Genomic DNA, 12,670 nt, shown 5'->3' with positions numbered 1-12,670 from the left:
TTCTCGGCTGTTGCCGCAGACAAATTAGACGGTCTTGTGGTCGATGGTCATATCTGCCGACACTGCGCCCAGTTCACCGCTTTGGGAAGTAGGCAGGTTTTCCACGTGGTCGATAACCGCGTTGTGCAGGTTATTGAGGTTTTCCTGGGCGTACTCCGGCAGCGTAGACGCTGCGTTTTGGCCTGCTTGCTGAATGAAGGCCACCTCATTCGCTGGAAGCGCAACGGTGTTTTCTCCGGCTGCGGTAGAAATCGTCACATCGCCATCGAAGGGCTGGGCGGTGCCCTGCGCGGTAACCGTGATTCCTGGCGCACTCACGGTCGCTGACGCGCCTTCTACTTCGTTGGTTTCTACCGGCGCAGCTGGGGCAGGCTCCGGCTGGCTAGGTACAGGAGCCGAGGCTGGTGTTGGCTGTTCCGGCTGTTCTGGCTGTACAGGAGCCGATTCAACGGCCTGTGGGGCAGGCTGATGATTTTCTTCTACCGGCTGAATGTCCTCTACTTCACTAGCGTCTTCTGCCTCACCGTTTTGTGGCACCACAGCAGGCTGGTCGGCGATTGGCTGTTCTTCTACTGCTGGCTCAGTGGTGTGGACGGCAGGCTGGTAAGTCGGCTCGGTAGCAATGTCTACCGGCTCATTGTTAATGGCAGGTTCTGCTGCCGGCTGTTCGGAGATAACTTCATCGCTCCACTGTGGGGTTGCGGAGTTGTTGTTGCCATTGTCAGATTCCACCGGCTTTGGTGCCGGAGTTTCAGCTTCGGTGCCCGGCTGAGATTCGTTGGAGGCAGTCGGAGCAGTCTCGGTACCTGGCTGCGCATTGTTAGCTGGCTGAGCCGGAATATTGGACTGGTTAGGAAGCTGCGCGTCGATCTCGGTTCCCGGCTGGGCGTTATTGGCAGCGGCGGATTCTTCTTCCCCGCCGTTGTTGCCCGCGGAGTTGTTATCGGTGTCCGTACCAGGCTGTGCTTCGCTTGCAGCTTGTGCGTCGGAATCATCGGAGGCGGTGGTATCCGTGCCGGGCTGGGCACCAGTAGATTCCTCGGCCTGCGCCGAGGCAGCGCTTACGCCAGTAACAGCACTCAAGGCGACGAGCGTGGCGGCGCTTGTGGAAATAGCGGTGCGGATATTGACCATTGGTCCCTCTCTACAATGTGTGCGTCATTTCTCATTTTGCGCGTTCTGCGCGTTCTGCGCGTTCTGCGTCGCACTCCATTGTGGCGCAAGCCCTGTGCCATTCCAACAGCAATTGTTTATTATTTTTGCCTTTTAACTTTCCCCAAGGTTTTCACATGCGTTTACTTTCCCTTTATGCACTGGGACTTTCTCCTTTATTTACCGAAATTCCCGAATTTAATTCACAGCAATAAAACGGGCCAATACCCCCATCTCGGGGCGGGTGTTAACATTCTTATTAGTTGATGATATGTCCGCATTTTGCTGCTTTTTACAGAAAAACACCCCAGAATGGAACATTCTGGGGTGTCTGACCAGCCCTAACGGGCAAGAAAGCTACAGCTTTCGCTACTCCTGCGGGGGTATCCCGTTGAGCAATTCTTCTAAGGAAGATTTTGGAATCCGGTATCGACCACTCGGCAAGCGGACAACTCCGTCAATTTTTCCGGACGCGGCCCACGCCTGCACCGAACGTCGAGAGACGTTGGGAAGCAGTTCTGCAGCTTCTCCCGAGGTCAGCCACACTTCTTCGTTGGTCTGCTCAGCGTCTCCTGTAGTCATGTCGGTCATATTACATCCACTCCAGCTGGCGTCAATCACGCGATTGGCACACTCTGCGCGTTCTGCGCGTATTGCGCCTTTTGCGCTTTTTGTCTATTCTCGTTTCTACCTCGGGCCATAAAGCTGGCTTTGTCGAGGTTTTCTTGAACCATTTTATATAGGTAACACTTAGCCCTGCTAGGAGGGCATTTATGGATACCAAAGTCACCTTTCGTATTGATGCACACCTCAAAGAAGAGCTGCATCATATGGCTATCTGTCAGCATACAACGATGAATGCGCTGATCGTTCAGGCCATTTCTGAGAGTCTTGCCAGATACCTTGGAGAACGCTGTCTGGTTAAAAAAGGTCTAGCGCACTAGGTTTTTAGCCCCATAGAATTCGGGGCCATGGCGAGGAAGAAGAAAGAAGACCCCAATCAGATCTCCCTTTTCGACTTCTTAGGAGAAAGCACCAATGATCTACAAAGCGACAATCCAGCAGGCCTATCAGGACGCAGGACGCGAACTAAGCGAGCCGGAGTTGACCGAGACCTACGAAGCAATGATGAGTCAGTGGGAGCAGACCTCCGCGAGGAATCTGCAGATACTCACCGACCGTTGGAAGCAGAAGACGGGCAAGCAGACAGTCGACGCACTAACGCGGGGACAGCTTCTGAATCTGGCCGACCAGCAGGCGAGCGAGGAAGTCCGCAGCGAGTGGCTCGACCCGCTCACCCAGGAAGTAATCGAGGACAATCTTCTCCACGACGAGATGAATCCACCGAGCCTGCAGGTTCTCACCTCCCCGAATCTGTGGATGACTCAGTGGAATCTCCTTCCCGACAACGACGCACTCAACGAACTAGCAGCGAGCCTGTGGCCGGAGAAGAGCTCGAAGTGGCTGCTGGTGGCAACGGCACTACTGCAAGTCAGCGACCATCAGAACAAGGAGTACCCGACCGAGCAGGACTCGACACTTCTTCCCGCCTTCGAGGCGAAGGTCAATCACGCAATGACGCTCAACTAGATCCGGTTTGGACAAATATCGCCGCGATTGAGGCGGCTATTGCCTACCGAGACGGTGACAGTCTTGATGATAGCCAGCGCCAGGCGCTGGAACAATACCGCTCTTGGGGTGCTTTCTCCCAGGTCTTCGATGAACACAACGAGCGCTACGCACCTGCCCGCCAGCGTCTTCGCGAGCTACTAAGCGACGACGAATACACGGCAGCTAGGCGCACAATTCTTACCGCCTATTACACTCCCCCAAGCCTTACTTCCACCATCTGGGATAGCCTTCGCACCGCAGGATATACCGAGGGAAAGGTGCTCGAACCCGGAGTTGGAGCAGGTGGATTTATTGACGCGGCCCCCGAGGGTGCAGACGTTGTAGGCATTGAGCGCGACCCTATGAGCGCGCTTATCGCTAATGCTCGCTACCCCGAGTCGCAGATTCGTCGCGAAGACTTCGCGGATACCTCAATTGCCGATAACTCCTTCGTCGCCACCATCGGCAATGTTCCTTTCTCCCAGACCGCACCTTACGACCCGCACCACAACCGTGCGGGCCTATCCACGCACAACTACTTCATTTCCAAGTCCATCGACTTGACCGCCCCAGGTGGCTATGTTGCTGTTCTAACCTCCCAGCACTCTGCCGATTCGGCTGGGCGCGGGGCTACCAGCGTGCAGCAAGCACTTACTGACCGCGCCGATTTCATCACTGGCGTGCGCCTGCCTGGCGGCTCAAACGGTGCTTTTGCCGATTTTGCTGGCACCGAAGTAGGCACTGATGTTCTCGTCTTCCGTGTCCGCGACGAAAATCAGGAACCTAGTGCGCGTACCGAGGAATTCTGCCGGAAACAGTCCATTACGGTGGGCGATACCACCCGTGCGATAAATAAGTTCTTCGCAGATAATCCAGACCACGTACTCGGTACGTGGAGGGAAGTTTCTTCCCAGTTCGGGCCAACCCTAGAGGTACGCAGCGACAATACGGACAACGTGGCAGACCAGCTGGGCGATATTTTACGCCGCGATATTTCTACTGCTGTCGCCAACGGCCAGGGGCTTACCGCTAGTCCAGAAACGATTAACCACGCCGAACAACTAGACGTCTCTGGCCTTATTGAGGCCCGCCGAGAACAGCTTCAAGATACTTTGGGCGCATTGCGCTATATCGACAATGACGACGGCAGCGTGCAATTCCAGCAGCTTAATCCCATCGGTGGCAGCGGCGAGTCCGCATGGGAAGACGTCAAATGCGCTAAGAAATACCAGCAGGAATGGAAAGCCATTGTTGACCTGCGCAATACCACCGAAGCAGTCCTAGAAGCCTGCCGCGAGGGGCAAGAAGACGAGCTTCCCGCACTACGCGAGGTTCTTAACACTCAATACGACGCTTACGCCAGCACTTACGGCCCGCTTAATCGCTTTACTGTCCAAGCTGCCAAGGAAAAGACGCCAGAGCGTATCTCGGCTGACTTCGAGAAAAAGGTTGACCTGTGGCGCAAGCACAACGCCGTCGATGATCGCCCTTTCGAGGGGGAACTACCCGAGGAAGTCACCGCACGGCTATGGGACGAAGCCAAGCAGCCCAGCACCCGCGAGCAGCGCAAGCAACTGCACCTTTCTGGCGCACTGCGCCGCGACCCGTATGTCACGGCTGTTCTAGCACTCGAAGACTTCAATGACGATACCCAGCAGGCCACCAAGGGCCCGCTGTTTACTACTAACCCACTGCGCTCTATCGATACTCCTACCAGTGCCGATTCGGCCCAGGACGCGGTAGTTATCGCTCAAAACCATAACTTGCCCATGACTACTGCCACCTTTGCAGAGCTTTTGGGAAATACCGACGAAGACGCCCTTGCCCGCGAGCTGACCGAAAATAAGGTTGCTTTTCGTCACCCGCACCGCCCTGACGAGTGGGTTCCAGCAACCAAGTACCTTTCTGGGTCTATCTATCCCAAGCTGGAAACTGCCCGCCAGGTCGCGCACAACGATCCGCGCTTTCTTCCCAATGTCGCAGGCTTGGAAGAAGCGTTGCCGGACAAGGTCACCAGCGGAATCAAGATGAGTCTAGGTGCGACGTGGATACCTGATGATGTCTACCGCGATTTCATCATTGACACCTTGGATATTCCCGCCAGCCTGCACAATCGAGTCACAGTAAACAACCGCGCCGATGAATGGTTTGTCAGCACGCCAAAGGATTGGCACACGCGAGAAGAAGTCGATCTGAAATGGGGCGTGCGCGCGGCTAACGCAAATGGCCAATACAACTTCAATGATGAAGAGTTTAAGGATTTCAGCCATGCTGGTATCGCCCACTCTGGTGCCGACGCCACTGTCTACTCGGCAGCAAAGCTCATTGAAGACACCATGAACATGCGCCCGCCGCAGCTCAACATGTCCAAATACGCCAAGCTGGATAAAGGCTACGGAGAAAATGCGCTAGTCGTCCACCGCAAGGCTTCTGCCTTTGCCGGTTCCAAGGTGGAAGGACTAGAAAAGCACTTTTCCCGCTGGGTCACCCAAGACCCAGCGCGCTATGAGCGCCTAGTTGACGTCTATAACCGCACGCTCAATGGTGTTGTTGCCCCCAGCTATGACGGTTCTCGCCGCGAGATTGCAGGCATTAGCGACCGCTACAAGCCCTACCCATATCAGCTCAACGCAGTCGAGCGCATGCTCAACGAACCAGGTGTGCTGCTAAACCACGTTGTCGGTGCCGGTAAAACCGGCAGCATGCTCATGGGTGCCATGGAGCTAAAGCGCCTCGGCGTTGCTAAACAGCCTTGGATGGTGGTTCCTAACCACCTCGTAGAGCAGGTAGGAATTGAGGCAAAGCAGTGGTTCCCCGGTGCGAATATGCTGGTAGAAACCCGCAGTGGCAGCAGCCGCAAAGATGACCGTCAGCGTCTTCTTGCCCAAGCCGCAGCCAATGACTGGGAGCTAGTCATTGTCTCTATGAGCTCGTTCGGTGAGATGAGCATGTCCGCTGACTACCTGCGCGACTACCGCGACAGCGTCTTAGACGAGTTCGAGCGCGACCTGCAGGAAATCCAAGACAACGAGGTAGACGAGCAGACCCGCCGCGATAACACGCGCCGAATCGAGCAAAAGCGCGACAAGTTCGAGCAGAGCATGAACCAAAAAATCGACAAGATTTCTCGCGGCGACACAATCCCTTGGGATCAAACGCGCGGCGACTACATCATTGTCGACGAGGCCCACAATTATAAAAACCTCCGGCGCGTATCCAAGCTGGCTGACCTTGCCGAAGAAGGCTCTGACCGCGCTACTGACCTCGACGTGAAACTGCGCTACCTACGCGGAGAAAAAGGCAGCGACCATCCTATTGCCACCTTTGCCACTGGTACGCCTATTGCCAATTCCATCGCCGAAATCTACACCATGCTCAACTATCTTCGGCCCGATCTTCTCCACGAAGCAGGCATGCATGGTGTGAACTCCTGGGCGCAAAACTTCACCTCGAAGCGCAGCGAAATTGGCTTTACCGCTGGCAATAAAATCAAGCCACAAACCCGCATTGCCAGCTATGAAAACCTTGCAGAGCTGGCCCAAATGTGCGCGCCCATGGCCGACACCATCACCCGCGACGATATTCCGCGCAAGCTACCCAGCATTAAAGGCGGTGAGACTACCGTCGTGGAATTCGACGTAGACCAAGAAACCAAGGACTTAATTCAAGATCTTTCCTGGCGCGAAGATAATCAGCCAGACAACCCCAAAATCGACAATGCCCTAAAGATTATGAGCGACGGCAAAAACGCCACGCTCTCGCCAGAATTGGCTAACCTTCCGCCCGCCCAAGGTGTCGGTCGAGTTCATGCTGTTGTCCAAAACGTCGTGCGCGAGTGGCAGGACAATAAAGACAACGAGTACACCGACCAGCAGGGCAATATTTCGCCTAATCGTGGTGGTCTACAGCTTATTTTCTGCGATAAGGGAGTGCCCAAGCCTGACGGGTCATTCTCCATGTATGAGGCAATCCGCGACCAGCTTGTCGAAGCCGGCATGGATAAAGACCGCATTCGCTTTATCCACGACTGGGATAATAAGCGCACCCAGCTTTTTGACGACTGCAATAACGGCAAAGTCGATGTGCTTATTGCCAATACGGCCAAGCTAGGAACCGGCGCAAATATCCAATCTCGCGGCGTTGCTATCCACCACGTAGACGTTCCCTGGCGTCCTGCCGACCTAGAGCAGCAGGACGGACGTTTCTTCCGCCAAGGCAACCAGAACGACGAAGTCGCCCGCTATACCTACGTTGGACGCGGCACCTACGACGGGCATTCTTGGGCCACTATCGAGCGCAAAGGCCGGTTTACCAACCAATTCTGGAATGCTGACCGCTCCATGCGCTCAATTGCCCCGCTCGAAGACAACGACCTAGAAGCCATGGCCCAAAACAAGGCTATCGCTACCGGAAACCCTGACTTCGTGCGCAAAGCAGAGCTCACCAAACAGGTAGAAAAGCTCGAAGCTGCCGCCGATGAACACACAGCACTCGCCGAATCCAACGTTCTCACCCGCAGGCAAGCACAAGAAGGCCTCGCCCGCGCCCAACGACGCCTAGACCGAACCGAAGGACTAGTAGACCAAGCAGAACAATGGGCAGACACCGACTCAAAGGAGCGCACCTGGAATATCAACAACTCCCATCAAGACTCCCGCGAAGAAGCCACTAGCGCCCTTATTAACCGTCTCAAAGAGGTCAAAGACTCGCGCAGCACCGACTACCAGCCAGTAGGTACTATCGCTGGAATCTCGTTTGCGGCACGTTTCGACGCGATTAATGGCAGCGTTCAGGTTAAATCCGACTTCGGGCAAGTAGGCCGTGACGCCATTGAAAAATGGGTCATTGACCCCACCTACGCGCACTCGGGCATTACTCCTGAAGAAATCAAGAACAAACAAAGCGGACTGCTCACCCAGCTAGAAAATACGGTGCGCTCAGCCCCCGACCGCGTTGACCAAACCCGCGCAGACATCACCAACCATCAGCAAACAATCGACGATATTGACCAACTCGGGGACCCAGAGTCCTTCCCCCAGCAAGACCAGCTGGACTCGGCTCGCAAAGAACTCAACACGGTCACTCAACGCCTGGCTGACTTCGACGCCTCCGACGCAGAAGTTCGCCGACGCCAAGAATATGCCAGCCGACTCGCCAGCAAAGGGCGCAGCCCCGGCTACTCCCTAGAGCTCAACCCCACCGGGTTCATGCGCGATACAGGAATGATCTGCCACCCAGACAGCAAACCCATCTCCCACACAGCAGGAGACACTGCACTTATGGATCCTCCTGCCGACCCTGAACTTCACCCCGAAGCACAGACAAGCATGGACTTCCTCGACGGACTCGGCCTTGGAGATGAAACAAGCAATAGCCCCCACAGTGACGGCCAAGAAGAAAACTCATCCCAGCCCCTAGACGAAGAACAAGAGGACGATAACGGAAATGAGCTGTAGCACACCCCTCAACGCAGCATGTACAATGAACGCAGAACACGCAACACGCGCAGACCTTCCTGCGAAATTCCAGCTATTAAATCACACCGGTGTGATTTAATAGGCGGAGAAAATAAAAAGCCGCACCCCACACTCATGGGGTGCGCAGCGCGAGCGGCACACACCCTCGGTTCAAGTCCAGGGCGCGCACATTCCTCAAAACGAGGAAACCCCCGCATCATAGAGTTGGCGCTCTAGCGGGGGTCCAAACGAAAAACGACACCGACCGTGTCGATTCAGACTTTACCACTTCCACACGGACAGTGAGCAAAGCACAACACGGTCGGTGCCGATAGTCCGAAAGGAGACTACGACACCATGCAGCCCCGAGACGAGCGCCGCGCCAAGCTCGAAGCAGTCAAAGAACTAGCCCGCAGGCAAGAACACGACGCCGCACAAGAACTCCTCCAAGCCCAGGACGTCGGCTACACCTCTAAACTATTCGTCCAAGCACTCTTCCCCTACCGCAAAACCGAGGGAAACAACCGCACCGTCGAAACCCCACAGGGAACAATCACCATCCTCTCCCAACGAGGAGTCCCCTACGGCAAGTACCCCAGGCTCATCATGGCCTATATCATCACCCGCGCCGTAGCTAATGCCGGACGCCTCAAAGAAGGAAAAATCACCCACGAAGAAGCCTGCCGCATTCCACTAGGACACTCCATGAGCCACTTCCTCCAAGCAATCGGCATCACCGGACGCGGCACCGGAGGAGCAACCGGAAACCTGAAAAATATCCGCGAGCAGCTCCTACGCATCGCAGGTTCTTTCATCACTGTCCAAAGCGACGACGGCGTTCACGCACGCGGACGCAACACCCAAATCCTCGAAGACTGGAACCTCTGGTTCGACCCCCGCGACCCCAACCAGGGAAGCTTCATGGAATCAGAACTCGTCCTAACCCCCCAGTTCTTCAAGCACATTGCCGAAGCCCCCATCCCCATCGACCTCAATGTACTGCGCGAGCTCAACAAACCACGTTCGATGGACATTTACATCTGGCTTACCGTAAAGCAATACTGGCTGGCTAAAAACAACCGCGAAGCCTACACCTTCACTTGGGACATGATCGCCGCCAACTTCGCCACCTCAGAGATAACCTCTACGACTCAGATGCGAGACTTCAGACGACGCACAAAGGAAGCAATCGAAGAAGTTTCAAAGGTATGGCCGAACTCGGGAATTGAAGCCAACACAGACGGCGTAACGGTCACGAGGACTGCTCCATCAGTTCACCAGAAGCCACCGCGCCCCGAACTCGACTAAACCGAACACGGAAGACTAGCGCCCTACGGGGCGCTTTCTTTTTGCCCAAAACAGCGTGCACAGATTTACCCTCACGCAAAATACGGCTGCGCTGATTTACCCATACGGAAACCCACATGAGACTACTGCGCATAAGTTGACACATGCCTGCGCATAAGTTGACACATGGCAGGTTCTCCCAGCTCAACCTGCGCATAAGTTGACACACAGAAAAAGAGCCTGCGCATAAGTTGACACATGCCTGCGCATAAGTTGACACATGCCTGCGCATAAGTTGACACATGCCTGCGCATAAGTTGACACATAAAGGCACTTATACACAGGGTTTTACCTGCGGGTTTACCTATTTTCCCAGGTGGCTTATAACTATATCCCTGTAGATCTATATCCCCAGCTGATCAACCAACAAAACCGTTCACTACGGGTTACTGTTTATGCTCCCGCCTCGCCTTACGGCTCGTTGGGCTGCCGCCCAAATCAAAGATTTGGTTGCCACCAAAACACCCCACAACAACCACGGGCCTGACCCCGGACAGTGGACACATCGGGGGTTAGCTATGCTGCTTTGGTCAGTGTAGCTGATGTGAGTGCTTCGACCATTCCTGTTGAGAAAGGGTACCTAGAGTTGGAAGACGATAAAAACGTAGAGAACTTTGTAGACTGCCGCGAAATCCGCACGGTTTTCAAACCAACTTGGGTGAGCTGGTGGTTCCACAAGATTTTTACGTTCCCGCGCGTTGAGTGCGATGGGATCGTAAGCAATTGTCACTGGGGAAGAGACAAAGCGTTAGTGAAGGATGGTGGGACGGTTACGGTTGGATTTAGTTATCGTATTTTTCATGATACGAAAATTAGATGTAAGAGCTCCCCTATCGAGGTTTCCCCTTCACATGCTGAGTTAGAAGCCAAGACAGCCATAATTAACAACTCCCCGATGACTGCCGTGCTCTACTAGCATTCGTCTCGAGCCTATCGATGGTTCGGGCGCGTACTTCCCGCGACGTTGTGAACGCGGGCCTAACCCCCGGACAGTGGACACGTCAGGGTTAGGCCCTATGGCGGAACATACGCTATAACATATGCCTAAACATATGTCCCGCCATATGGCAAGACATATCAAGCCTTCTAGGGCTGGTGTGAGATGAGTTTTTCGTAATTGGCAAACAATAGCTCCTGGCGCTGCCGAACAGTTGTCAGCTTTCGTGGCGCGCCAAACGCTTTATCCACCTCGCGGTCGAGCGCATCATGCGCTTTGATGAGTTCCGGTGCCATCGCGAGTGGGTTGTAGTGCTCGGCCAGCGAGCGTTCTGGGTGCAGCGCGCGGGCGTCGAGCACCTTCTTGCCCGCTTTAATAATTCGCTGCCGCGTCTTCTCGTCGAGTTCTGGCACTGGGAAAGTATTCCACGTCAAAGTGTTAGCAAAACGGAGATCAGACTTGAGTCGTCCTCCGATGCTTTTCTGCCACGTAATGAACATCGACGACGACGCTAGCGCAAACATCAGGCCGTCTGGATCTTGAGCATGGAATACTAGGTCAGAAGCGATTACGTTTGATGGATACCTTTGTACGGTGAAATACGAGCGGCGTTCGCTTACTACCTTCGGCAGGCAAAGGTAATCAGTATCCGGTTGCGACCGCTGGCCGAATAAGTGCGGAGTTTCAGCCATTTTCCGTGTACTTGCCGCTTTACTGTCGGCTCGAAAAGACTTAACCGCTTCTAGACGCTTTTTCAGAACCGGACTCTGGGCAATGTCTGACGGTGCTACATCTACAAGCCATAGACACCACCGATCTAAGCCGTTCATTAGCTCTCGACTACCCCGGAAAGGGCGAACATACTTTGCCGCTACGGGGTCACTCATAACCTCGTCGTATTCGTCGACCTCAACTAGAAGGTTGCCGCCATCTCGCGCCATATTTCCAAAAGTTGCGGGCGATATTTCCGACGAAATAGGATGCCGGGATTTATCGACAAGAACATTAGGGCCGTCTACTAAATAGGCATTAATGGACTGGCCTACTTCCACTGAGACTGGCTCGCCCTTTACATCGGGATAATCCCACAGACGTGGACGTGGTTGACTCTCCTTATCGAAGCCAACAATGACGCAGTGAACAGCAGCTTTACCGGGTGCTTCAGAGTCCCACGCAAACGTGCGGTGAGCGAAACGAATACGCCACCCTGCTTTGAAGATAGGCCCAAATAGCCGTGGAACTTGATCACCTTGAGTAATTGAATTGGTGGTGACAAACGCAAAACGACCCTCTCGGGACTTAAAGAAATCCAAGCACTTTGCATGCCAGCCGGTGACGTAGTCCAAGCGTGAAATGTCCTTAGTGCCCCACAAGTCTCGGAGTTCTTGAGCTTGTTCAGCAGTTCTCGTCGCATGCCCCAAAAACGGCGGGTTACCGAAGATATACGTCTTGGCGGCAGAAGCCGAGAGTATGTCTGCCCAATCAAGCTGCAGGGCATTGCCGTGCACAATGTGCGCGGTAATCTTAATCGGCAACCGCTCCGGAGGCCTACCCACAGCGTTGGCAAGCTCCTTGTTGGCCTGATGGTCAACTAGGAACATGGCAGTCTCAGCAATCTTGGCAGGCCACCAATTCAGCTCAATGCCGTAGAACTGCCCAATGGACAGTTTCTGCTCCCACTCAATATTCAACGACATGCCCGTTTCACCGCGGCGCTGGCGTATAGCGACAATGATGTCGGTTTCAATCCGGCGCAACTCCCGATACGCCAGAAGCAGGAAGTTTCCAGAACCACAAGCCATATCAGCGAATACCAGCTCAGACAGGGAGTCGCGGAAGCGCTCTAATGCGGCCACCGACGTCGACGGAGAAGACACCAACTTATCGGCCTCAGCCCTCAGCTCGTCCAAAAACAGCGGGCCGATGGTCTTCATGATGTTGGCCTTAGACGTGTAGTGTTCGCCGTCGCTGCGGCGCGCTTCCTTCGATTTCACCAATTGGAACAACGAACCAAAGACGGAGACGTCAATGGTCGACCAGTCGAAGTCGCAGGCAGCAAGCAATGCTTCGCGCATCTGGTAGTCGAAGTACTCCGAGGCCAACGGTTCAGCAAATAGGGCACCATTGACATAAGGAAACTTTGACCTGCTGTTTACCTACCTGCAAC

The 12,670-nt window shown here is 54.5% G+C and carries 8 protein-coding genes; 5 read left to right on the top strand and 3 right to left on the bottom strand.

The window, feature by feature from the left end:
- Positions 1–24: 24 nt before the first annotated feature.
- Both L8V01_RS10995 and L8V01_RS10990 read right to left on the bottom strand, forming a co-directional pair.
- Positions 25–1,134: a hypothetical protein gene (locus L8V01_RS10995; RefSeq protein WP_200287380.1), complete on the bottom strand. Its 1,110-nt coding sequence runs from the start codon at positions 1,132–1,134 to the stop codon at positions 25–27.
- A 387-nt stretch (positions 1,135–1,521) separates the two neighbouring features.
- Complete coding sequence (locus L8V01_RS10990; RefSeq protein WP_168162316.1) at positions 1,522–1,734, bottom strand: helix-turn-helix domain-containing protein; 213 nt, start codon at positions 1,732–1,734, stop codon at positions 1,522–1,524.
- 191 nt (positions 1,735–1,925) lie between these two features.
- Here L8V01_RS10990 and L8V01_RS10985 point away from each other — a divergent pair, with 191 nt between their 5' ends.
- From L8V01_RS10985 to L8V01_RS10965, 5 genes are all read left to right on the top strand, one after another.
- Positions 1,926–2,096 carry a hypothetical protein gene (locus tag L8V01_RS10985; protein ID WP_156794356.1) on the top strand — a complete coding sequence of 57 codons (171 nt, stop codon included), beginning with the start codon at positions 1,926–1,928 and terminating at the stop codon, positions 2,094–2,096.
- Positions 2,097–2,190: 94 nt separating this feature from the next.
- Positions 2,191–2,742: a hypothetical protein gene (locus L8V01_RS10980; RefSeq protein WP_234288090.1), complete on the top strand. Its 552-nt coding sequence runs from the start codon at positions 2,191–2,193 to the stop codon at positions 2,740–2,742.
- A gap of 383 nt (positions 2,743–3,125) precedes the next feature.
- The gene (locus tag L8V01_RS11955) at positions 3,126–8,219 is read left to right on the top strand and encodes a DEAD/DEAH box helicase family protein (RefSeq protein WP_338081051.1); all 5,094 of its coding nucleotides are present in this window, start codon (positions 3,126–3,128) and stop codon (positions 8,217–8,219) included.
- Positions 8,220–8,576: 357 nt separating this feature from the next.
- On the top strand, positions 8,577–9,527 hold the full coding sequence (locus tag L8V01_RS10970) for a replication protein RepA (RefSeq protein ID WP_011116978.1): 951 nt from the start codon (positions 8,577–8,579) through the stop codon (positions 9,525–9,527).
- 583 nt (positions 9,528–10,110) lie between these two features.
- A complete protein-coding gene (locus tag L8V01_RS10965; RefSeq protein WP_152908302.1) occupies positions 10,111–10,482 on the top strand; it encodes a hypothetical protein in 372 nt (123 codons plus the stop codon).
- Between the two features lie 170 nt (positions 10,483–10,652).
- Here L8V01_RS10965 and L8V01_RS10960 read toward each other — a convergent pair whose 3' ends face one another.
- Entirely contained in the window at positions 10,653–12,578 is a 1,926-nt protein-coding gene (locus L8V01_RS10960; RefSeq protein WP_152687353.1) for a class I SAM-dependent DNA methyltransferase, read from the bottom strand.
- Positions 12,579–12,670 lie beyond the last annotated feature (92 nt).

Source organism: Corynebacterium curieae, assembly GCF_027570035.1.
Lineage (GTDB): Bacteria > Actinomycetota > Actinomycetes > Mycobacteriales > Mycobacteriaceae > Corynebacterium > Corynebacterium curieae.
This window is presented reverse-complemented; position numbering and strand designations above follow the sequence as displayed.